This is a genomic window from Archaeoglobus veneficus SNP6 (assembly GCF_000194625.1).
GTDB lineage: Archaea > Halobacteriota > Archaeoglobi > Archaeoglobales > Archaeoglobaceae > Archaeoglobus_C > Archaeoglobus_C veneficus.
Map to the genome: position 1 here is coordinate 564,762 of NC_015320.1, position 18,498 is coordinate 583,259.

At 48.1% G+C, this 18,498-nt stretch carries 33 protein-coding genes; 17 read left to right on the plus strand and 16 right to left on the minus strand.

Translation table 11 applies throughout. The annotated features are described in order from the left end of the window. Window positions 1-25 precede the first annotated feature (25 nt). The 11 genes from ARCVE_RS03245 to ARCVE_RS03295 all read right to left on the minus strand — a co-directional run bounded on the left by ARCVE_RS03245 (window position 26) and on the right by ARCVE_RS03295 (window position 3,903). On the minus strand, window positions 26-235 hold the full coding sequence (locus tag ARCVE_RS03245) for a hypothetical protein (RefSeq protein ID WP_013683350.1): 210 nt from the start codon (window positions 233-235) through the stop codon (window positions 26-28). Beyond that, the gene (locus ARCVE_RS03250) at window positions 217-900 is read right to left on the minus strand and encodes a hypothetical protein (RefSeq protein WP_013683351.1); all 684 of its coding nucleotides are present in this window, start codon (window positions 898-900) and stop codon (window positions 217-219) included. Before ARCVE_RS03250 ends, ARCVE_RS03245 begins: the two co-directional genes overlap by 19 nt. 3 nt (window positions 901-903) lie before the next feature. Further along, window positions 904-1,407: a hypothetical protein gene (locus ARCVE_RS03255; RefSeq protein WP_013683352.1), complete on the minus strand. Its 504-nt coding sequence runs from the start codon at window positions 1,405-1,407 to the stop codon at window positions 904-906. 205 nt (window positions 1,408-1,612) lie between these two features. Then, window positions 1,613-1,807, minus strand: coding sequence for an AbrB/MazE/SpoVT family DNA-binding domain-containing protein (locus tag ARCVE_RS03260; protein ID WP_013683353.1), 195 nt, complete (start codon window positions 1,805-1,807; stop codon window positions 1,613-1,615). A gap of 106 nt (window positions 1,808-1,913) precedes the next feature. Next, complete coding sequence (locus ARCVE_RS03265) at window positions 1,914-2,480, minus strand: hypothetical protein (RefSeq protein ID WP_013683355.1); 567 nt, start codon at window positions 2,478-2,480, stop codon at window positions 1,914-1,916. Continuing rightward, the gene (locus ARCVE_RS03270) at window positions 2,458-2,757 is read right to left on the minus strand and encodes a hypothetical protein (RefSeq protein WP_013683356.1); all 300 of its coding nucleotides are present in this window, start codon (window positions 2,755-2,757) and stop codon (window positions 2,458-2,460) included. Before ARCVE_RS03270 ends, ARCVE_RS03265 begins: the two co-directional genes overlap by 23 nt. Continuing rightward, a complete protein-coding gene (locus ARCVE_RS03275) occupies window positions 2,754-2,975 on the minus strand; it encodes a hypothetical protein (RefSeq protein WP_013683357.1) in 222 nt (73 codons plus the stop codon). Before ARCVE_RS03275 ends, ARCVE_RS03270 begins: the two co-directional genes overlap by 4 nt. Window positions 2,976-2,978: 3 nt before the next feature. Then, a complete protein-coding gene (locus tag ARCVE_RS03280) occupies window positions 2,979-3,239 on the minus strand; it encodes a hypothetical protein (protein ID WP_013683358.1) in 261 nt (86 codons plus the stop codon). Next, window positions 3,239-3,436, minus strand: a complete 198-nt coding sequence (locus ARCVE_RS03285; protein ID WP_013683359.1) for a hypothetical protein — start codon at window positions 3,434-3,436, stop codon at window positions 3,239-3,241. Before ARCVE_RS03285 ends, ARCVE_RS03280 begins: the two co-directional genes overlap by 1 nt. Window positions 3,437-3,439: 3 nt before the next feature. Beyond that, the gene (locus ARCVE_RS03290; RefSeq protein WP_013683360.1) at window positions 3,440-3,724 is read right to left on the minus strand and encodes a hypothetical protein; all 285 of its coding nucleotides are present in this window, start codon (window positions 3,722-3,724) and stop codon (window positions 3,440-3,442) included. Next, window positions 3,724-3,903 carry a ribbon-helix-helix domain-containing protein gene (locus ARCVE_RS03295; protein WP_013683361.1) on the minus strand — a complete coding sequence of 60 codons (180 nt, stop codon included), beginning with the start codon at window positions 3,901-3,903 and terminating at the stop codon, window positions 3,724-3,726. The genes ARCVE_RS03290 and ARCVE_RS03295 overlap by 1 nt, the downstream gene beginning before the upstream one ends. Window positions 3,904-3,984: 81 nt before the next feature. Here ARCVE_RS03295 and ARCVE_RS11260 point away from each other — a divergent pair, with 81 nt between their 5' ends. From ARCVE_RS11260 to ARCVE_RS03350, 11 genes are all read left to right on the plus strand, one after another. After that, entirely contained in the window at window positions 3,985-4,188 is a 204-nt protein-coding gene (locus ARCVE_RS11260) for a ribbon-helix-helix domain-containing protein (protein WP_156786005.1), read from the plus strand. Between the two features lie 137 nt (window positions 4,189-4,325). After that, a complete protein-coding gene (locus tag ARCVE_RS03305) occupies window positions 4,326-4,580 on the plus strand; it encodes a hypothetical protein (RefSeq protein ID WP_013683362.1) in 255 nt (84 codons plus the stop codon). A 67-nt stretch (window positions 4,581-4,647) separates the two neighbouring features. Then, entirely contained in the window at window positions 4,648-4,893 is a 246-nt protein-coding gene (locus ARCVE_RS03310) for a hypothetical protein (RefSeq protein WP_013683363.1), read from the plus strand. 10 nt (window positions 4,894-4,903) lie between these two features. Further along, a complete protein-coding gene (locus tag ARCVE_RS03315) occupies window positions 4,904-5,866 on the plus strand; it encodes a hypothetical protein (RefSeq protein WP_013683364.1) in 963 nt (320 codons plus the stop codon). A 149-nt stretch (window positions 5,867-6,015) separates the two neighbouring features. Then, window positions 6,016-6,210: a hypothetical protein gene (locus tag ARCVE_RS03320; protein ID WP_013683366.1), complete on the plus strand. Its 195-nt coding sequence runs from the start codon at window positions 6,016-6,018 to the stop codon at window positions 6,208-6,210. Between the two features lie 5 nt (window positions 6,211-6,215). After that, a complete protein-coding gene (locus tag ARCVE_RS03325; RefSeq protein ID WP_013683367.1) occupies window positions 6,216-6,470 on the plus strand; it encodes a hypothetical protein in 255 nt (84 codons plus the stop codon). Between the two features lie 97 nt (window positions 6,471-6,567). Further along, on the plus strand, window positions 6,568-7,077 hold the full coding sequence (locus ARCVE_RS03330; RefSeq protein ID WP_013683369.1) for a hypothetical protein: 510 nt from the start codon (window positions 6,568-6,570) through the stop codon (window positions 7,075-7,077). Then, a complete protein-coding gene (locus ARCVE_RS03335; protein WP_013683370.1) occupies window positions 7,074-8,051 on the plus strand; it encodes a hypothetical protein in 978 nt (325 codons plus the stop codon). The genes ARCVE_RS03330 and ARCVE_RS03335 overlap by 4 nt, the downstream gene beginning before the upstream one ends. 1 nt (window position 8,052) lies before the next feature. Beyond that, window positions 8,053-9,048: a hypothetical protein gene (locus ARCVE_RS03340; protein WP_013683371.1), complete on the plus strand. Its 996-nt coding sequence runs from the start codon at window positions 8,053-8,055 to the stop codon at window positions 9,046-9,048. 109 nt (window positions 9,049-9,157) lie between these two features. Further along, entirely contained in the window at window positions 9,158-9,457 is a 300-nt protein-coding gene (locus ARCVE_RS03345) for a hypothetical protein (RefSeq protein WP_013683373.1), read from the plus strand. Continuing rightward, a complete protein-coding gene (locus ARCVE_RS03350; protein WP_013683374.1) occupies window positions 9,454-9,969 on the plus strand; it encodes a hypothetical protein in 516 nt (171 codons plus the stop codon). The genes ARCVE_RS03345 and ARCVE_RS03350 overlap by 4 nt, the downstream gene beginning before the upstream one ends. 16 nt (window positions 9,970-9,985) lie before the next feature. Here ARCVE_RS03350 and ARCVE_RS03355 read toward each other — a convergent pair whose 3' ends face one another. Then, the gene (locus ARCVE_RS03355) at window positions 9,986-10,861 is read right to left on the minus strand and encodes an integrase (protein ID WP_013683375.1); all 876 of its coding nucleotides are present in this window, start codon (window positions 10,859-10,861) and stop codon (window positions 9,986-9,988) included. 232 nt (window positions 10,862-11,093) lie between these two features. Here ARCVE_RS03355 and ARCVE_RS03360 point away from each other — a divergent pair, with 232 nt between their 5' ends. Beyond that, window positions 11,094-12,029: a DNA double-strand break repair nuclease NurA gene (locus ARCVE_RS03360; RefSeq protein WP_013683376.1), complete on the plus strand. Its 936-nt coding sequence runs from the start codon at window positions 11,094-11,096 to the stop codon at window positions 12,027-12,029. Then, entirely contained in the window at window positions 11,999-12,523 is a 525-nt protein-coding gene (locus ARCVE_RS03365; RefSeq protein ID WP_013683377.1) for a hypothetical protein, read from the plus strand. The genes ARCVE_RS03360 and ARCVE_RS03365 overlap by 31 nt, the downstream gene beginning before the upstream one ends. A 13-nt stretch (window positions 12,524-12,536) precedes the next feature. On the opposite strand, the gene pyrE is transcribed toward ARCVE_RS03365, so the two are convergent. Both pyrE and ARCVE_RS03375 read right to left on the minus strand, forming a co-directional pair. Next, window positions 12,537-13,073 carry an orotate phosphoribosyltransferase gene (gene pyrE, locus ARCVE_RS03370; protein WP_013683378.1) on the minus strand — a complete coding sequence of 179 codons (537 nt, stop codon included), beginning with the start codon at window positions 13,071-13,073 and terminating at the stop codon, window positions 12,537-12,539. Further along, a complete protein-coding gene (locus ARCVE_RS03375; protein WP_013683379.1) occupies window positions 13,070-13,609 on the minus strand; it encodes a CDP-2,3-bis-(O-geranylgeranyl)-sn-glycerol synthase in 540 nt (179 codons plus the stop codon). The genes pyrE and ARCVE_RS03375 overlap by 4 nt, the downstream gene beginning before the upstream one ends. A gap of 124 nt (window positions 13,610-13,733) precedes the next feature. On the opposite strand from ARCVE_RS03375, the gene tes reads away from it, so the two are divergent. After that, the gene (gene tes / locus ARCVE_RS03380; protein WP_232215825.1) at window positions 13,734-15,278 is read left to right on the plus strand and encodes a tetraether lipid synthase Tes; all 1,545 of its coding nucleotides are present in this window, start codon (window positions 13,734-13,736) and stop codon (window positions 15,276-15,278) included. Window positions 15,279-15,468: 190 nt separating this feature from the next. Here tes and ARCVE_RS03385 read toward each other — a convergent pair whose 3' ends face one another. After that, window positions 15,469-15,999 (minus strand): ribbon-helix-helix protein, CopG family, encoded by a 531-nt coding sequence (locus tag ARCVE_RS03385; RefSeq protein ID WP_013683381.1) that lies wholly within the window; start codon window positions 15,997-15,999, stop codon window positions 15,469-15,471. A 228-nt stretch (window positions 16,000-16,227) separates the two neighbouring features. On the opposite strand from ARCVE_RS03385, the gene ARCVE_RS03390 reads away from it, so the two are divergent. The 3 genes from ARCVE_RS03390 to ARCVE_RS03400 all read left to right on the plus strand — a co-directional run bounded on the left by ARCVE_RS03390 (window position 16,228) and on the right by ARCVE_RS03400 (window position 18,214). Beyond that, the gene (locus tag ARCVE_RS03390) at window positions 16,228-17,586 is read left to right on the plus strand and encodes an ammonium transporter (RefSeq protein WP_156786093.1); all 1,359 of its coding nucleotides are present in this window, start codon (window positions 16,228-16,230) and stop codon (window positions 17,584-17,586) included. A gap of 4 nt (window positions 17,587-17,590) precedes the next feature. After that, window positions 17,591-17,929 (plus strand): P-II family nitrogen regulator, encoded by a 339-nt coding sequence (locus ARCVE_RS03395; RefSeq protein ID WP_013683383.1) that lies wholly within the window; start codon window positions 17,591-17,593, stop codon window positions 17,927-17,929. A 96-nt stretch (window positions 17,930-18,025) separates the two neighbouring features. Continuing rightward, complete coding sequence (locus ARCVE_RS03400; RefSeq protein WP_013683384.1) at window positions 18,026-18,214, plus strand: hypothetical protein; 189 nt, start codon at window positions 18,026-18,028, stop codon at window positions 18,212-18,214. On the opposite strand, the gene ARCVE_RS03405 is transcribed toward ARCVE_RS03400, so the two are convergent. Further along, window positions 18,211-18,471 carry a type II toxin-antitoxin system RelE family toxin gene (locus ARCVE_RS03405; RefSeq protein ID WP_198002016.1) on the minus strand — a complete coding sequence of 87 codons (261 nt, stop codon included), beginning with the start codon at window positions 18,469-18,471 and terminating at the stop codon, window positions 18,211-18,213. The genes ARCVE_RS03400 and ARCVE_RS03405 overlap by 4 nt on opposite strands. Between the last annotated feature and the right edge of the window lie 27 nt (window positions 18,472-18,498).

Sequence of the window (18,498 nt, forward strand, 5' to 3'; positions counted from 1 at the left end):
ATGAATAGCGAAAGGTTATGTTTCATCATGCTATCTCTATATGGTTGTCAGGTGGGAGCTCCTCAGGCTCTTCCTCTTCGCAGTCTTCCACGACGCCGATGAGATTGTCCAGGTAAAAGTGAAAGTGGAAGCCCTGGTTACAGAGGAGGTACCACTCGGTAATGCAACCGGCGATAAATCCAAGGCCGAAGAATGCGAGCAGCCAGGAGACTTCGATCACTCTGAGGCCTCCCATGGAGTTCCTATAACCTCTACCTCCTGTCGGAGCCTCTGCCTGGCTTCCTCACTGAGGGAATAGTCATGTTGCTTGACCAGTACGAGCCTCTTACCTCCTCTTCCTGGTGATGTTTCCTGGATGAGCTCAGCATCAAAATCGACGTACCTTGAATAAACGTGCATCAGCAACCTCGCATCAGGTGGGTGTATTTTCATTCCGAGTTCGCCGGCAATCTCTATAATCTCTTTATAGGTGCTCCTCTCCGGCAGCCTGGCGTATATCTCCTTAACCCTCTGATAATCCAACCTCCTGCTCCTGGTCCATTTACCGTCCATTTCCTGTCTGAGATACAGGAACCTGCCATCAACGGCATATTTGAAGTGGCCGGCATCTATCCAGGTTAGTTTGGTTTCTTCCTCAGGCTCGGCCTCAGACTCCTCTTTACTTCCGTTGGATTCCAACGGATAAATAGAATCAGTTTTATGCACTTCTTCTGTGATTCTCTTCTCCAGGAACGCAAGGATTTCATATATTGCCTTTATCTCTCTAACCGTGAGTTCGGTATCTCCAACCTTTACCCCTACAAATTCACCCTCCTTATAGAAAATATCCACGTACAGCCCGTTATCTTCCTCATTCTCCTTCCAGTAATACCTCTCCATACTAACCAGGTGTTCTATCATACATCAACCCTCCAGATATTCTTTCAAATCCGGAAAAACCTTAAAGAAGAGCTGCCATGCTTCCTGAAGGCTTAACTTATTCTGCGCCGCGAAGGCTGAAAGCCTCTGCTCTATCAGGTCTTTAGGCTTGAATCCCGTCCGGCGTGCTGTCCTCTCAAATGCCTCGAAGTCCTTGAGGTCGTCGAAGACTTCAAGCTCCAGCAACCTGATGAGGCTAAGGTTTTGTTCGATTTCTTTGGCTTCCTGTTCCTGTTCGAATTTCTTTCTCAGCTCTTCGAGTTCCGGCTGGATGCTGTTGATGATCTCATAAGCCTGCTTAACCTTCCTCTCAAGCTCTCGGATCTTCAGAATCTCCTTAGTGATAACCTTGTCATCATTGTTGCCGAAAAAGTAGTTCCTGAGGAGGGAATTAACCAGCCTGCTGACGTTACCTCCATTATTCTTGAATTCTTTGAGGGCTGATAGAACGTCATCATCAACGGAAGCACTAATAACATTCCGCGGCACGGTTAAAACCTCCGAAAAGTGTTATTAATTTTAATAACCGGAGTTATTAACACCCTATTGCTTCTCCTGGAGAACGAGAAAGACAACCTGGTTGTAGTTGTTGTTAGTAGTAAAGTTAGTGTTATTAATAATCCTACAGCGTTATTAATTAATAACGCTGGCATGGTTGTATTAATCTTCGAATTCCACAGGAAAGAAAGGAAGTTCATGGTATCACCAGGTCTGCTAAGCTCGCCTTTTTGATAATGATGCGCTGTTCTTCGAGCTTGATGGCTAAGTACTCTCCTTTCTGGAGGTTAAGCTCTCTTACGAATTCCGCTGGTAGATTGACATAATAGCTCTTTGATTTGCAGTACTGGAGCTTTCGAAGCCTGGTTTTATTGATGGCTGGCTGTCTCATAACTCATGAACCTCCTTCTTTTCTAAGAACTCAGCGGCAAGAAATGCGGCAAGTATCAGGTTTCTGACATTCATAAGCTCCGGATGCGGTAATGCTATCACCATCTTCATTCCTGGACCTCCTGGATTATGTCGGCGAGGGCAGTAACGACCTCCACGTCAGAAAGAGTCAGGCCTTCGTCCAGCGGTATCTTAACATAGTAATCCCTGAGCTGATGGTATCCGTTGTTCCTGTGCTCGGTCCTCCAGAAGTTCAGCTTGACCAGTTTGTAGCACCCTGGTACCCTGACCAGGTAGAAAACAGGAACGTCCAGCGTTTCACTCAGCGTCCTCAGCGTGTGCCATTCTGATTTGCTGACTCTGATGTAGCCGTTTTGCTGCCTCCTGCGTACTTTTAGCTCGAAGAGGGCCTTAATCTCGTCACCTACTCTGATGATCTTATCGACGTCGTTGATGATTACGTTATTAACGTTCGCAGCCACCTTGGCCTCCTCAATGAAATAAGAGAAGTATATCATCGATTTTAGCTCGGTGAGCTTGTTGATCACGAAGGTGAGGACGTCCTTCTCGAACTGCTCGGTAGTGTTTCGCTTCCTTTCGGCGAGCAGGCCCTGGATCTCTGTTACCTTTCTCGCAAAGTATCCTGGCTGTCTATAGAATGTTTCCAATCGCATCGTCATCTACCTCTTCGTATATTGTCTCTTCTAAAAGATAGAAGATGTGGTGATACAGGCTCTCAGGGCCGCCACATCCTCCAAGCTTGAGAAGCATACAGTATCGGCACATGTAAGGAAATCTTTGCCTCCTCACAGATTCTGCTGCAACCTCGCAGGCCGTGCAATATCCGCCTGCGTTCATAATGCTGAGAATCTTCTCAGCCGTGAGATCGTTTTTAGACATCCTGCTGAAATGAGCGCTGTAATCCCATTTACGCGGAATTCTCTGCGTCATCCCTCCACCTCTGAGAGCAGTCTCCTCACTTCGGCGTGGACGTCCCTCAACCTCTCGATGAACTGCCTGTTCTTGAAGAGCATCGCCTTCTCAAGCGCCTTGCGAAGATGCTCTTCTGCCCACTGGAGCTGATCCTCAAGCGTGCTCTCTGGCAGTTGCGGCTCGTACTGAACCTTCCAGGGAGCATCACATGGATCATAAAAAGGATCAGAGGACATAGCTCAGTCCTCCTTCTTACAGCTTTCAATCAGCCTGTTCAGGTCGTGGACATCCTTCGCGTCGGAAAGGTGAGCCATGATAACGGCGAGCGAGCTGGCGAGCATCTCATGATCGATGTTGCTCTCCAGCGGCATCCTGAAATCGCTTTGATCGCCGGTGTAGATTACCAGTTCAAAGCTCCGGACGTCGATAGCCTGAATGGAATTAACAGGAATGATGGAGATTGTGCCGCCTGGCCACTTGTACAGGAGGACGCCCGGCATTAAGCATCACCTTCCAGAAAAGTCCTCCTGAGCTTCTCGTCGGCTTCTTTGATGACCCTCAAAACCTCGTCCATGTCCTTGCCGGTGTAGGTTATCTCCCATCCGTAGCCGCCGCGCTGGCCGCGTGTGACGCTGATCTTCAGCTCCGGTTCAGGCCTGAAAGAAAAGTGCTCGTGCCTGATAACCTGCTGCTCCATAGCTCAGCCCTCCTTTGGTTCGAATGGGTAAACAGGCTCTGCAATTACCAGGTACACCCTGTCATCAAGCTGGACGACTCCAAAGTAATTCTGCCAGTCAATTTCAACCTCTTCGTCAGGTTTTAGCTGCTTAAAACGAATTCTCCAGCCGTTTGCGTAACATCCACATCCATAGCCAACCCACGAGCCAGTTTTTGGACAAACTCCTCCTTCAGGAAGTTCAGGAAAGTGTTTGCAGTTCTGACAAAAGAATTCATTTGATATGGCCCTGTAACCTCCGCCCAACATTAAGCACCACCCTCCATTTCGGCTTTCGCTTCAAGCTCCTCTATCCTTCTGCGCGTCGCATCTCTCACAAACTCCGTCAAAGAAACGTAGCCGTGCTTTTTCGCCACAATTTCTGCCTTCTTCGCCAGGTTTTCTGGAATCTCTAACTGCCTAACATCTTTCTTCTTTGGCGAACTCATGAGTAATACATTACTCCATGAATTTATAAAGGTTACGGCTATGACGAAAGTATTAATAAAGCATGGGTGATAACTATAACTATGGGTGAGCGAAAATATGTAACATTGAAACTACCGGAAGAGTTCGTAGATATGGTTAAACGATTTATTGATGAACATCCAGAGTGGGGATATACCTCTGTGCCAGAATTCGTTAAAGAGGCAATTAGGGATTATATTCTGTACCTTGAGAGTTCAAAAGTTGCTGAATCTTCCAAAAAACGGCCCTCTGAACGAACTCGGTAAGATCTTTACTTTCGACTTCCATAATATAGCTATAGCTCGGATACTTGATTACATTTTTGAGTACTGCGAAAGTGATACACCTCAAAAAAACTAACATTTTTATGGGTATAATATTAGGGTTGAACTGGTGGTAAAAAATGCTGCCTTGGAGTTGGATGGATTTTCTGATAGTTTGGGTTATTTCAGTTATTGCGGCAGCTTTTGTGGGATGGGAATTAAAAAAGGACATCAGAGACGAAGATTTGATACCGATAATTCAGAGCCTTCAAGCGGACCAATATACACAGCTCCAGGAGTTAGTAAGAGAACTGGATAGAGAACTTGAAAGAATAGATAAGGAGCTTATGGAGCTGAGAAAAGATATAGAATTCTTAAAAGGTAGAATATTGTAACGTTTCATCACTTTTAATTATTCTTCCCTATTCATAATATAAGTATATCTTAAAGCCAGCTTCTACCATGAACGTCGATAGTGGGAAGGTGGTTAATGCTGTAAAAGTGAGCGCAACGGTTGCGGCGGGTGCCGTTGCGGCTGAAGCGATCGGCAGCAAAGCAGGCAACCCACTGGTAGGGACCGCAATTGCTTTCGGAATTGGCGTGGCTGGAATATTCATAAAAGGCTCGTATGGCACGTATTTCGCCGCTGGTGCAATTCTCCCGCCGGTCATGAATGCAGTCGAGAACGTTGTTAAGAAGATAATCTGAGGTGAGGCCAATGAGATTTGCACACAAGTACCTTGACGAGGTAACAAAGCTCAACGCCGATGACGTCGCCACCATCAAGCTTCCGCGTGACAGGTTCATAAGGGATGTCCTGCTCTACTTCACGATCAAGATCGCCAACGCCGGAGCTGCAGACGTTGCAGTTACAGAGGATCAGATCCTCAACCTCATCAAGAGGATCAGAGTTGTCGCCGGCGGTGACGTCACGTTCCTGGAAGTCAACGGTTACAGGAAGTTCCTCATGAACTACCTGGAGTTCAACACCAAGCCGTACGTGAACATACCGTCCAGCATTCCGGCCGGCGGAGATGCAACCTTCGAGATCGAGCTGCCGCTCATCTTCGCTACAAACCCTGTGAACGAGTACGACGTCAGCGCCGTTATTCCGGCTCACCTCACCAGCTCGCTTAACGTTTACATCGACTTCGGAAATCCTGCTGACATCGACGCTAACCTCAGCCTTGCTTCCGGCCAGGTGGACGTCACCATCAAGGAGGTTTACACCAACAAGGCCGAGCACGACAAAATCCTCAACAACCTCCAGCGCGTCATAGAGCTTGAGGTCGAGAAGACTGTCGATGAGATCAAGAGCAACTACACATTCAAGGTGGACCTGGACGTCGGCAACCTCATACAGAAGATCGGCATCTTCACCTACGACGGCACCGGCAACCTGAGCAACAGCATAATCTCGGCATACAAGATCAGGCAGAACTCACCAATAGACGTGGACCTGGAGAAGATCACCTGGAAGCAGTCAAGAGCTGAGGACAAGAGGGCCTACGTCCTTGAGAGCATACCGGACGGCATGACGATCTGGGACGCTCAGTACCGCATGGGTGTGCTTGATACCAGAGGACTTAAGAGCGGCGACGTCACGTTCAATGCAAACACCCTTGTGAGCTCCGGTAAGGTGGTCCTCCTGCACAGAGAGATAGCGCCGGCGCAGGTGTAAGCCATGGAGATCGTAATGCTCACCATCGGAGGCATGTTTTTCCTCGCAGGCTACGGCCTGACTCTGCGCTTCCTCAGCTCTCTCTTCGGCGAAGAGAAGGCTTAAAGAGAAGGCTTAACCTCTTCTATTTTTCTAAGGAGGCCTGCGCCGTGAACGGCGAGGAGTTTCAGAACCTGGTAATCGACAAACTCATCAAAATAGAGAACCGTGTCACTAAGCTCGAATCGAAGATCAACGGCTCTGTTGTGATCATTATCAATAACGACACCATCAAGAGGGCCGGCCTGGTTGTCCTCACGGCCCTCGCCGCGAAGATAGGGATTGATCTCTCAGGCTTTTGGTGATGGGTATGGGAAAGGGCCGTAATAAGAAGTGGATTCAGAAGGCCATTAAGAGGCCTGGAAGAGTGGAGCGGTACATCAAGAGAGTTTACGGAGACAAAGCTTTCAATAAAGATGGAACTATAAAAATGAAGTATCTCAACATGGCCGAGAAGAGGGCCGAGAAGAAAGGTAACGATTCTCTTGCTGATGCTATCCGTCTGGCAAAGACTCTGAAGAGGCTGAGCCGGAAGAGAAAGAAAGGCAGGAGGAACCGGAAATGATCAGCAAGCTGAAGAGTATGGTTGAAATGAAGGCGCTGGAGCTTGCCATCGTCGCGGCAGCTCTGGCGGTTGCATACCTTTTAGGGAGGAAGTAACCATGTGGAGGAGGATCATCTCAGGAAGGTTACCTGTTATCCTGGAAGAGATCCCGAAGGTAGGAGAAAGAGTAGGAAAAGGAGTATGGGAAACGCTCGGAGGAGGAATCAGGTACATAGGTAGATCGATAGGCCGCCCTCTTGCGTGGGGAGCGGCAGTAGGAGGAGCCGGTTACCTGGTAGGTGCAGGAGTAGGTAAAGGTGCAGAGGCAGTAAGAGAAGGCCTTGGCCTTGAAACTCCATCTGAGCAGCTTGAAAAACAGCTGGAATACCTCAGAACACTGAATAAGATTTCTGAGGACGAGTTCAGAAGGTACAAAGAATGGCTGAACATGCAGAGATCCGCCGCAATGCCTGGATACGTGGCTCTGAGCATGTATCCGCCGTGGAGGCCTGAATGGACTCAGAACACTAAACCATCTTCAGCAGATCCACAGTCAAGAGACTGGACTCTCGCGCTGCCTGTCGTAGCCGCCATTCTCGTCGGCCTGGCGCTGGTGATGAGGAAATGAAGAGGAAGGAAGTAATTATAATAGCTGCTGCTGGAGCTATCGGCCTGCTGTTCCTGATGAGCAGGAGAGGAGAGGCTCCAGGTTACGCTCCGGCAGGTGCCGAGCCGGCAGGAGCTTCAACCGTTGAAACTTATGGAGAGCTTCCACCAGAAGAGTCGTTCTATCCAGAAATGGGCCTGACAGATTACTCCGAAACTGGAGGCCTTTCACCTTTTATGTATCCGTGGACGAGTCCGTGGGATACTTCCGAGCCAGACTGGCAGCCTCTAACACATGAGCAGATCAGGAACCTGGTTGAAGAATATAACAAGAGGTTCGGAGGAGTAGATAATCAGAAAGCAACCGGAGGAGAGGCGAATCAAACTATTTCTTCTCAGGAACCTCAGGCAGCGGAGCCGGAACATTACAGCGTTTCAGGAGCGTTGAAGGAAGGTGCAGCCTGGGCGGCAGGCTTCGGAGCCGCGAGCCTGGCAGTCGAAGGTATCAGGAGGAAGTTTTTCACTCCGAGATCAAAACCGGTTAGAATCTCGGTTCCCAAGACAGACGCCAGGAAGCTGAGCATCAGGAGACTGATAGAGAGGAACAGGATAAGAGACATCCAGGCCGGCAGGCTGACGAAGGCGACACAGGCGGAGATAAGGGCCGCAACAAGAGAGGCTGAGGAGGTAGCGGCAAAGCTATCCAGAGCAGGAAGACTAAGTAGGCTCGGAAGAGTAACCAGGTTCTCAAGGATCGCAAGAGTCGCAAGAGCTGGAACCGTCGCGGCTATTGCTCTTCCGTATGTTATCAACATCGCAGGAGAGATAAGGAAGGAAGGGCCTACGGTTAAGGCCGTTTCCGAAGGTGTCAGGAAGACCGTTAAGGAGGAGTATGAGATAGCTCAGTCCATTCCTGGACTCAAGCAGCTTTCAGATATTGCGTTTCAGGCTGGCCAGTTCATTCAGAAGAAGTTTGGAATAGGAGGATGGTGGTAGTATGGCAGATGTTGAATATACTGCGTGGCTTTACTGTCCGAAAGGTGAGGAAAGCAAAGTTATCGAGCTGATTGAACAGTTTGGAAGATCGTACAAGCAGAACGATAACTATCACAGTAAGGTTACCGAGTTCCAGGTTACAGTGGATGACGACGTTTACAACCTGATGGTTGCTCAGATCGTGGCCAGGAGGCTGCCGATAGGCATCACCAGGCAGAGGCGCGACCTCATAGGCGACCTGCTCCGTTACATCGTACAGGGTGAGGTAAACGCGACTATTGTAGGTGCTGATATTCAGGTTCCCGTTCAGATACAGAGCCAGCTCATTGACCTCCTGAGAAAGTCAGATTTACAGTTCGATCCTGACGGCGGAAAGCTGCTCGTAGGAAGGTTCTCTTACATCAAGCTGATGGCGCAGAACTTAGAATTTGCAGTCGATGAGCCGCTCAGCCTCAATGACATACTTATCTATCCAGAGCCGGCGATGGCAGACGTCAACGGAGCGGATTACGAGGAGGGAACCGTAGAAGCTCTCGCAGGAGCTTCCGCGAGCAGCTCAATCAGCAAGACGTTCACGTCTATACTGACGAACACCATCAGGGTAGCCGGAGTTATCCAGGTAGGCGTTAGCGTTTACCTGGAGCTCCGCCAGGTGGACGCAACCTATCCAGGTACCGCGAGCATCGACAGCATCACAGTGGAACTTTACGAGTACGACGGTGTAACAGCTAATCTGATAGGTAGCAAGACGAAGACAGTCAGCAAGAGCATCAGCGGAACTGCTGCAGCGAACACGACTTTCAGCGAGCTGTTCAACTTCAAAATACCTATCTCTTCACCGAAGACATTCAACGAGAGTAATTTCCTCCAGCTCAAGGTTACGGTTAACTTCTCAGCAACGACTGACGCCAGCGCTACGACCACGACGATAGCGGCGGCAAGGATCAACTTCGCAAGAGGCAGTGATGAAACGTTCGTCATGCTTCCAGTTGTCTGAGGTGGTTCAAATGGATACTCTCAAAATTTTTAAGGATCTGAAGGACATGCTGATAGACACAGGAATCGAACTCGATGGCAACATGATGCATGCTCACGAGGTGATGTGATTGGCGGAGATTATACCAGATTGTTCCGAGTTAAACCTTAAAGCAGCGGCTCCGGCTCCTGCTCAGGCTCCGAGCTCCACAACAGCACCGGCATTGGTTGATGCTGTCAAGCCATGCCGCTGCTGGAAATCAAAGTTTGGAGATTATTTCGGACCTTCTGAGCCTGTCTTTTCGTTCGTTTACTCTGAGAACTGGAAGCCCTTCAAGGTTGCAACTCCTCTGAAATTTGTTGAAAGGTGGGAGGTTTCTGAGCCTGTCTTTTCGTTCGTTTACTCTGAGAGGTGGGAGGTGTTACCGTGAGTGAGTGGACGATTTCTGAGTATGATAGCGCTGGAGACATCACAAGCGTAGTATTAGACAGCGTTAATGCCGTCGAAGGAAACTACTGCCTGAAGCTCAAGATAGCAGCCTACAGTAGCACGTTATCTGAAACACATTCGATAACTGTAACTAAAAATAACTTCAGCTACAGGAATGTAAGAGTAATATTCTGGCTTAAAACAGTGGATCTATCCTCCGCCGTATTCAGGGTAACACATCCATCTTACGGCTCAGTGAACTTAAACACAGGCGGCGTGTGGAAGCTCTACAGAGTAACTTTCTACTACGACCTATTACTCCTCAGAAAGCAGATAGTAGTGGAAGAATGGGACGACACGATATCGGATTTTGTCGAGAAGAACAGGATAGACGCTGGCGCAGGTGATCCGGATCCTGGAACTATCAGCTTCCAGCTTTATATCAAGGCCACAGGAACCGCAGGGTACTCACCGACGGCGTATCTCGATTATACCGAACTGCACGCAGCATAAAAAACTCTTTAATTTTTTAGAACGGGAATTCGTCGGCTATTTTCGTATAAAGCTCGTCTGCATCCTCGACGAGATCCAGGTAATACCTGTCTATAACTGCCTTACCCACTCGGCCCTGTATAAAGTTGATCAGAGTCTCGGCCGTCACGCCGAGCTGGAGCTTCTTCTCTTTGATCTTTCTCTTCAGGAAATTGGTATGCCATTTTCTGAGCTGCTCCGGCAGGATAATCCTGTCCGCGAGCTTCGCGCCTTTAACGGTAGTCTCCTTGATGTCTATCCTCTTGAGCTGCCTGGCGAAATCTGCCGGCATATATGCGTAGTACGTCCTCTTTGTTCCTGCCTTGCTCTTCAGCTCATACGTCGGATATCTCGCATAGTTTCCGTGGAACTCCAGCTTATTCTTATCGAAGGTTCTTAGGAGTTCAAGGGCCTCACGGAGTCGCAGGCCTGTATATGCAAGCAGCCTTATCAGGATCTGCCGCCTCTCATCCTTCTTAACCTTCGGAGAATTGAGGGCCTCTATGATCTTCTCATCTGTCGTAAACGCCTCTTCCGGCGGCCTTGGCTGCGTTCCTGGTATGTCTATTACGGCCTGGAAGTCCATTAACTCACTCTTCTTTCGGATGCCTGACTTTATCAGGAACCTCATAAACGTCCTTATCGCCTTGCGGTGGTGCCTCTGCGGATAGTCCTTATAGATGTTGTACAGCTCATGAGGATCGTTGATCTTCTTGCCGGCTATTGTCTGCTCCAGGTCACGGAGGTACTGCTCTGCTGTCTCCTTACTGACTTCCTTAAACAGCCATTCCTTAAACTCTTCTTTATATTTATCGTAATCTAAAACAGCTTCATTAAAAGCCTCGGCAGCCCTTTCTTTATACAGGCCCCTCAAGCCAGCGCCTTTTCCTGACTCGGCAACCCCCGCTTGGGATTTCCAACGTTGAACTTAAGATCAAAGATGCCACATCGTGGGTTGCTACGATTGGCGTTGCACCCAGCAACCCCGCTATGCATAGAGCATACACCAATGGTTTTAAAGGTTTTTGCTTGCTGCCCACTCTGCACCGTTAAACACTTTCGCATCACTGAAAAAGCATTTAATGCTTCTGAGTCAACTCTATTCGATGCAGAGCAATAGGCTCAAAGGCCGCCTTATGGCACAGATTGGCAAATTCAGGCAGTTCGTTGATAGTTACTGTTCTGAACTCGATGAGGTCAGAAAGAGGGCAATGCCAAAGCTCTCGGACATAGAGTTCTTCGAACTCGAAACGGGGGGAAAGTGGTACCTCGATGTCCTAAGGGGGAGAAGAGTTGTTGGAGTTGATGGAAGTCAGATCATGCCCCTGAAGGAAGTAGGCATCCCCGTTGGAGCTGTTCAGGTTGCGAAGGTCTTTGTTGTACACGGGAAAGGGGATCACGACGTGGATTATTATTCTGAGTTCGTACCCATGGAAGGTAACGTCGATTTGAAACGTTTCCAGATGGAGGCAGAAGTGCTGATGGAGGAAATGGATGGTAGGAGCTGGCTATTCTTCGATGGCAGCTTTATACCGACGTTCTCAGCAGAACTAAGCGAAGATCTGAAGAAAAAGTACCTGAATGCGATGCTGACACTCGTGAGGAAAAGCGAGGAAACGAGAACACCACTCATTGGCTACGTTGACAGGAGCTACGCCAAAGACCTTGCAAGAACTCTCGGATTCGACGTCTACGATACCTTCCTTCTCTCCGAAATGAAACCGATGACGTATACCGCGCCTCTCCTATCGCCACGCAGAGACGTCGGAGACATATGTTATGCTTACATGCGCATTACACCATCTTTACCAGTGAGAATCGAGTACCCTGCCTGGATGAAAGATGAAGGATTGCACCACGAGGTTATAAGGGTCGTTGCAGCCGAGTGCATGCTTGGCAGCACGAGAGGTTACCCGTACATCCTCGAGAGGGCGCACGCACGTGCAGTTATAAGCAACGAGGAAAGGATGTACTTCATGAAGGTTATAGGAAGCAGAGGTGTGTCGTTCAAATGGATGAGCAAGGTGAGAAAGGTGGGATAAAAGGAAGGGTTGTGAGAGTTCTCTCTCACGCCGAGTTTGAAGCTGAACTCGATGCAGAAGCTGGAGACGTTGTTAGGGCTGGAGATATCATTGCGGTAGTTACCTCCATTCATCAGGAAGAGCCTGACTACGTCAAATACCTCAGCGATCTCGAAAAGGAAGAAATCAAGAAATTCCTCCCAGACGTAGCGGAAGGAAAGAAGATTGCAAAATGCGTTGTGCTTTGTAGAGCAGATTTAAGCGAAGCGAGGAAATCGCCGAAGATAGGAGAGAACGTTGAAAAAGTTGACGATATATTCTTGAGAGAGCTTCACTTCTCCAGTGGAGAGTTCAGAATCCCCTACCTGATACCTCTCCTCCAGAAGTGCAAAGACGTCTCAATTGCCCGATCGCTGCTTTACCGGCTGATGGAGCTTATTCCAGAAGAGAAGGAATTGCTGAAGATCATACTTGCGGAGATAGAGTACAGCATGATGAGGGGTGTGGAGCTATAGCTCAGTGTATGGTTCAGCGGAGATCACCGAGGCTTAGCAAGGGGATTAGCCTTACTCCTTTTTCTCTGAATGCTTCCGCTGCTCCCTCCTCTCTGTCAACAACCACCAAGACCGCTTCGACTTCACCACCCCTCGCCCTCACCCTTTCGACCGCTGAGAGAGCTGAAGAGCCAGTAGTGGTCACATCTTCCACGACGAGAATCTTGTCTCCTTTCTCAATTACACCAACGAGGTCGTCTTTGACACCGTAGTCCTTCTTCTGCTTCCTGAATATTGCATAGGGCTTTCCAGTTTCGAGAGATAGAGCTACTGCAATGGGAACACCCCCGAGTTCAACGCATGCAATTCTCTGAAAGTCGAGAGCTTCTGAGTCTGCCAGTTCCTTCATTCCTTTTGCAATCATTGCAAGGATATCTGGATGTGTGCACGCGTGCTTAATGTCGATGTAAATGCTGCTTCTCTTTCCTGACGATAGAACGAAGTCCCCAAACCTTACCGCTCCAGTCTCCTTTAGTTTCTCAGCAATCTCCTTTTTTAACTCCCCATTCACCACGGAACCTCCTTCAGGCCGAGTTTGTAGGCAATGATGTTAGTTACGAGGTGCAGCAGAGGTGTGAGTATCAGCCCAGCTATTATTACTTCCGACGTGTAAAGCTTTTCGAATCCTTCAACTCTGCTCGCAAGCAGTAATGCAAAGACGAGGAATCCGAGCTGGTCGAGAATGGGGAAGCTTGCTCCCCTTTCGACTCCAAACCTCCTCTTTATAAAGCTCCCGAAAGCGTCCCCACACAGCGAGCCGAAGGAAAGCGAAAAGGCGAGAAGCAGAAAGGTGCTGTATTCAAGGGATGAGAATAACTCCACACCGACGAATTTCTCAATGAAAAGCTGGATATGGGCAACAAGTAAACCGCCGGAAACCCCAGCAACAAAACCCCTGATGGTTTTCCCGTTTCCGAGAATTCTTTTGCCGTCTACGAAGTTTTTGCCTAAATCTATGGGTGTCCCGCCTCCAAACACGACCGCGAAGTTGTTGGGAGTGTATGCAGGGAGGAGGAGCCAGATAGTTTTGGCAATCAATATGAGCATAGTCCGTAGGCTTCCCTTTTTTATATATTCCTTTCGCTGCTGTAGAATTGCTGGGCGGTGCGTTTTGAACGAAACGTTGATATATTCTCCCTTCCACTATTTTCTGTCTCTGGAGGTGATTCACGTGGAAATCAAGCTGCCTTATAAGACACTTTCACTGTGTCCGGAATGTCTTAAGGTTCTCAACGCTGAAGTTTACGAGGACAGTGGGAAAGTGATGATTAGAAAGACTTGCCCCGATCATGGTGAGTTCACGGAGGTTTACTGGGGTGACGTTGAGCTTTTCAAAAAAGCTGCCCGCTTTGCCCACGATGGGCTGGGAATCCAGACACCCCTTACAGATACTAAAGATGGCTGCCCCTTTTCCTGCGGGCTGTGCCCACTACATAAAAGTCACACTGCTTTGCTCAACATAGTTCTCACGAATCGTTGCGATTTAGCCTGCTGGTACTGCTTCTTCTATGCAAAACGCGCTGGATACGTTTACGAGCCGAGTGTAGAGCAGATTGCCCGGATGGTAAGAACTGCAAGGAACATGAAGCCCGTCGGATGCAACGCCGTCCAGCTTACTGGCGGAGAACCGACGCTCAGGGATGACCTGATTGACATAATTAAAGCGATAAAGGCAGAAGGAATCGATCACATCCAGCTCAACACCAACGGTATCAGGCTCGCAAGAGAGCCGGATCTTGCCCTGAAGATCAGAGAAGCAGGAGTCAACACTGTCTATCTCTCCTTTGACGGTGTTGACGAGAAGACAAACCCGAAGAACTTTCCAGAAGTACCGACGATCCTCAAGAACTGTAGAAGGGCTGAACTTGGAATTGTTTTTGTTCCTACTGTAATAAACACGGTAAACGACCATCAGCTTGGGGATATAATCCGTTTCGCAGCCGATAATATCGACGTTGTTAGAGGAGTCAACATTCAGCCAGTCAGCCTTGTAGGGAGTATGCCGAAGAAGGAAAGGGCAAGGTACAGAATAACGATTCCGGATGTTATAAAGAGGATCGAGGAGCAGACAGGTGGGGAAATCTCGAGAGATGACTTTTATCCCGTTCCCAGCGTTACCCCAATATCCCACTTTGTCGAGGCTCTAACAAGCATCCCACAGTACGAGCTCACATCCCACTTTGCATGCGGAATGGCCACCTATGTTTTCAAGATGAACGGCAGGCTTGTTCCCATAACGAGGTTCGTTGATGTGGAGGGCTTCTTCGAGTACCTCAACGAGAAAGCTGACGAACTCAGGACGAGCAGGATAAAGACAATAAGGGCTTTAAAGGGAATACTCGACGTGAGAAAGTTCGTTGATCATGTAAAGGCTCCAAAGGGCTTTGACATTAGCAGAATCCTCTTTGACATCCTCGTCAAGCACGATTACACGAGTCTTGGCGAATTCCATGTGAAAGCTCTCTTCATAGGTATGATGCACTTTCAGGATCTGTATAACTACGACATAGAGCGCGTTAAGCGCTGCGTTATCCATTACGGTGTTCCAGATGGCAGGATAATCCCGTTCTGCGCATTCAACGTGCTTCCAGAGGTATACAGGGACAAAATCCATGCGGAACACGGAATCCCTGTGGAGGAATGGGAACGAAGAACTGGCAGAAAGCTCAAAGACGATATATACAGAGTTGTTCGCAGACCGAAGGAACAAGAGTGACTTTTCAACCGTATAACCTTTTCCCGAATTCTATGAAGAAAGAAGTAAAGTCCATGGGTTGTCTATCTTTTTAAAGAGCAAGCATAATCAGAGATGGGCGATTCAGAGTTGCTGCAGCCTTAAGAAACTTTTAAATTTTGTATTTGATCATAAGTGTTGAAATCAGACTAATGTTAAGAAAAATCAAAGATTAAAGCACCTTAACCCTCAGCTTCGTCAAATCTTCTTTAATTTCGGCGTTAATCCCTACCCCAGCGAAGACTTCTTCAAGAAATACCTTTATAAAATTCTTCGTAATTTCATTACCGAGAATTAGCGTGAACTCGTTTTCAGCTGTCCTATTTATCCTGAAGAAGTTACAGGCTTCAAGTCTTTCGAGAATATAATCAACAGACTTCCCCCTGAACTGCTCCGCATGACTCTTCGCCACCTCCCTGTGTAACTCCCAGAACTTGTCCTTTTCTGGATGAGTTTCCACGAGTCTCAAAAAAGCTATCCAGTGGTCTATATCGAGAATTACGTGTTCACCTTCAGCAAGCATTTCAACGTAAATTTTGATCTTTTCACTGTCGTAATATTCCAGATCCTGATGAGTATAGTAAAACTTGAGAGCTTTTCTTATAATTTCACTCTGTGATTGTCTGGATTTTTCTCTGAGCCTGTTGAATATCTCATGGCTTTCATCATCGAAAGCTATCGTAACCCTAACTGGATTTTTCATGCTTCAGCATCACCACCATGGGTTTAAAAATTTTGTGAGCAAATCACAAGTTTTGTGAAAAATTACCAGCAATTAAGCTGAAATATTAAAAATTTTTTTAAAAACAACGGCGTCTCCGGCTTTAAAACATAGAAGAGGTGATAGAGCGTGAAGAGAGTAAGAAAGTCAAAGATAAGCCGGAGTATTTTGCGCAATATATGCGCATTATCCACGTTATTGATAGCATCGATGCTGCCAGCGATAGCAGCGGATCCAAGTGGAGCAGAGACTCTCAAGGAAAACCCAGAAGCTCCCGTTGACTTCGTATGGGTACTTGTTTGCGGATTTCTTGTCATGTTCATGCAGCCCGGCTTTGCGATGCTTGAGGCGGGCTTTGCAAGAGCCAAGAACGTGGCAAACGTGATGATGAAGAACCTCATGGACTTCGCAGTGGGCAGCTTGGCGTTCTTCGCTGTTGGTTACGCACTGCTGATGGGAGATAGCTTTCATTTGCTCTTTGGCACCACGGGATTCTTCCTATCTGGCGATGCGTACGACGTCAACACGCTGATGCTCTGGTTCTTTATGCTGGTGTTCGCAGCAACTGCCGCAACAATAGTTTCCGGAGCCATTGCAGAAAGGCCAAAGTTCTCAACGTACTTGATATACAGCGCCGCCGTTACCGCGATAATCTATCCGATATACGGCCACTGGCTCTGGGGTGGAGGTTGGCTGAGCAGTGCTGACTTCATGACGGAGCTGGGAGGCGGATATGGAGCACTGGACTTCGCTGGAAGCGGAGTTGTGCATGCATTGGGCGGTTATGTGGCGCTGGCAGCATGCCTGCTGATAGGCCCGAGAATCGGTAAGTACGACGAATTCGGCAATCCAAGGCCGATACCCGGTCACAGCCTTGCATTTGCAGTAATAGGTACATTCATACTGTGGTTCGGCTGGTTCGGTTTCAACCCAGGATCAACGCTTTCAGCCCACGAACTCAGGATTTCGGTGATAGCAGTGAACACAAACCTTGCTGCAGCTGCTGGTGCAGTGACTGCGATGCTCATCACATGGAAGAAGCTCGGCAAGCCGGATGTTGGCATGACGTGCAACGGAGCAATAGGCGGGCTTGTGGCCATCACTGCTCCTTGCGCATGGGTTCAGCCGTGGGCCGCGGTGGTCATAGGGATAGTTGCAGGATTCATTGCATGCTACGGCTACTGGTGGCTTGAGAGACGCGGCATTGACGATGTGGTTGGCGCTGTGCCCGTCCACGGATTCAACGGAACATGGGGTCTGATAGCACTCGGATTGTTTGCGGATGGCACATACGGAGTTTATACCACTGATGGTCCACTTGTAACAGGGCTGCTCTACGGAAACGCGGGCTTCTTCATATGCCAGGTAATAAGTGCGATAGTGAACTTTGCATGGGCGTTCGGTACGGGTCTCATATTGTTCTACATACTGAAGAAGACCATCGGATTGCGCGTATCGCCTGAAGAGGAACTGCTCGGCCTCGACATCAGCGAGCACGCGGCTATAGCCTATCCGGACTTCGTGTACGCGGAGAGCGCCAGAGGTATTGTAATAAAGCCCAGGAGGTGACAGAATGAAGAAGATAGAGGCAGTAGTCCGCCCTGAGAGGCTCGAATACGTCAAGGTTGCCCTTGAAGAAAAGGGAATCGCGGGAATGACCGTAACGGAAGTTAGAGGGCGAGGAAGACAGAAGGGCATGAAGATACAGTTCAGGGGCAGGGAAATGGAAGTGGACCTGCTGCCAAAGGTTAAGATTGAAGTCGTCGTCAGCGACGAAGCGGTCGATGCGGCCATCGAGGCAATAGTAAGTGCAGCAAGAACTGGAAAGGTCGGAGACGGCAAGATATTCGTCATACCAGTGGAGAGAGTAGTGAGAGTCAGAACAGGAGAAGAGGGAGATTCAGCGGTGTAAAATTTTTATTTTATTTTATCTTTTCTGTTCTAAAAAATAATCCTCAAAGATGCCGTCTCAAAATTTTAAAATAGTAAAACGAATCTCAATAATGTGATGACTAAAGCTGCAATTATTAAAGATCTAGAAGACATTAAAACCAAAATAGATTCTATTATTGAGACGCTCGAAGTTATGTCTGATGAAGAGTTGAAAAAATCTATTGTAAAGGCGAGAAACGAGGCGCGTGAAGGAAAATTGAGAGATTTTGATGATCTCCTTGACGAGCTTGGCATTTCCGTTTAGTAAATTTTCTCTCTGTGCCCAACCGCAAGCAGCCAGACTTCTTTACTATTCTCGTCAATTTCATAGACGATGCGATACTTACCCACATGCAAAGACCAACAGCCGGAATATTCGTAGGAAAGAGGTTTGCCAAAGTAGGGATAGTCTGAAAGTTTTTTAATGGCCTTGGCAAGTCTTTCAGCCAAGATTTTATCTTTTTTAGTTAGCTCTTTGAAGGATTTTTCAAATTCTGGAGTAATTTTGATTTTCCAGCCCATATAACGCGAAATCGTTATTAAACCTTT

Bases quoted from the DNA above. Each gene is read 5' to 3' on its own strand.
- ARCVE_RS03245 (WP_013683350.1), bottom strand. From the start codon at position 235: ATGGGAGGCCTCAGAGTGATCGAAGTCTCCTGGCTGCTCGCATTCTTC.
- ARCVE_RS03250 (WP_013683351.1), bottom strand. From the start codon at position 900: ATGATAGAACACCTGGTTAGTATGGAGAGGTATTACTGGAAGGAGAAT.
- ARCVE_RS03260 (WP_013683353.1), bottom strand. From the start codon at position 1,807: ATGAGACAGCCAGCCATCAATAAAACCAGGCTTCGAAAGCTCCAGTAC.
- ARCVE_RS03265 (WP_013683355.1), bottom strand. From the start codon at position 2,480: ATGCGATTGGAAACATTCTATAGACAGCCAGGATACTTTGCGAGAAAG.
- ARCVE_RS03270 (WP_013683356.1), bottom strand. From the start codon at position 2,757: ATGACGCAGAGAATTCCGCGTAAATGGGATTACAGCGCTCATTTCAGC.
- ARCVE_RS03275 (WP_013683357.1), bottom strand. From the start codon at position 2,975: ATGTCCTCTGATCCTTTTTATGATCCATGTGATGCTCCCTGGAAGGTT.
- ARCVE_RS03280 (WP_013683358.1), bottom strand. From the start codon at position 3,239: ATGCCGGGCGTCCTCCTGTACAAGTGGCCAGGCGGCACAATCTCCATC.
- ARCVE_RS03285 (WP_013683359.1), bottom strand. From the start codon at position 3,436: ATGGAGCAGCAGGTTATCAGGCACGAGCACTTTTCTTTCAGGCCTGAA.
- ARCVE_RS03290 (WP_013683360.1), bottom strand. From the start codon at position 3,724: ATGTTGGGCGGAGGTTACAGGGCCATATCAAATGAATTCTTTTGTCAG.
- ARCVE_RS03295 (WP_013683361.1), bottom strand. From the start codon at position 3,903: ATGAGTTCGCCAAAGAAGAAAGATGTTAGGCAGTTAGAGATTCCAGAA.
- ARCVE_RS11260 (WP_156786005.1), top strand. From the start codon at position 3,985: ATGGGTGAGCGAAAATATGTAACATTGAAACTACCGGAAGAGTTCGTA.
- ARCVE_RS03305 (WP_013683362.1), top strand. From the start codon at position 4,326: ATGCTGCCTTGGAGTTGGATGGATTTTCTGATAGTTTGGGTTATTTCA.
- ARCVE_RS03310 (WP_013683363.1), top strand. From the start codon at position 4,648: ATGAACGTCGATAGTGGGAAGGTGGTTAATGCTGTAAAAGTGAGCGCA.
- ARCVE_RS03315 (WP_013683364.1), top strand. From the start codon at position 4,904: ATGAGATTTGCACACAAGTACCTTGACGAGGTAACAAAGCTCAACGCC.
- ARCVE_RS03325 (WP_013683367.1), top strand. From the start codon at position 6,216: ATGGGAAAGGGCCGTAATAAGAAGTGGATTCAGAAGGCCATTAAGAGG.
- ARCVE_RS03330 (WP_013683369.1), top strand. From the start codon at position 6,568: ATGTGGAGGAGGATCATCTCAGGAAGGTTACCTGTTATCCTGGAAGAG.
- ARCVE_RS03335 (WP_013683370.1), top strand. From the start codon at position 7,074: ATGAAGAGGAAGGAAGTAATTATAATAGCTGCTGCTGGAGCTATCGGC.
- ARCVE_RS03340 (WP_013683371.1), top strand. From the start codon at position 8,053: ATGGCAGATGTTGAATATACTGCGTGGCTTTACTGTCCGAAAGGTGAG.
- ARCVE_RS03360 (WP_013683376.1), top strand. From the start codon at position 11,094: ATGCAGAGCAATAGGCTCAAAGGCCGCCTTATGGCACAGATTGGCAAA.
- ARCVE_RS03365 (WP_013683377.1), top strand. From the start codon at position 11,999: ATGGATGAGCAAGGTGAGAAAGGTGGGATAAAAGGAAGGGTTGTGAGA.
- ARCVE_RS03375 (WP_013683379.1), bottom strand. From the start codon at position 13,609: ATGCTCATATTGATTGCCAAAACTATCTGGCTCCTCCTCCCTGCATAC.
- ARCVE_RS03385 (WP_013683381.1), bottom strand. From the start codon at position 15,999: ATGAAAAATCCAGTTAGGGTTACGATAGCTTTCGATGATGAAAGCCAT.
- ARCVE_RS03390 (WP_156786093.1), top strand. From the start codon at position 16,228: ATGCTGCCAGCGATAGCAGCGGATCCAAGTGGAGCAGAGACTCTCAAG.
- ARCVE_RS03395 (WP_013683383.1), top strand. From the start codon at position 17,591: ATGAAGAAGATAGAGGCAGTAGTCCGCCCTGAGAGGCTCGAATACGTC.
- ARCVE_RS03400 (WP_013683384.1), top strand. From the start codon at position 18,026: ATGACTAAAGCTGCAATTATTAAAGATCTAGAAGACATTAAAACCAAA.
- ARCVE_RS03405 (WP_198002016.1), bottom strand. From the start codon at position 18,471: ATGGGCTGGAAAATCAAAATTACTCCAGAATTTGAAAAATCCTTCAAA.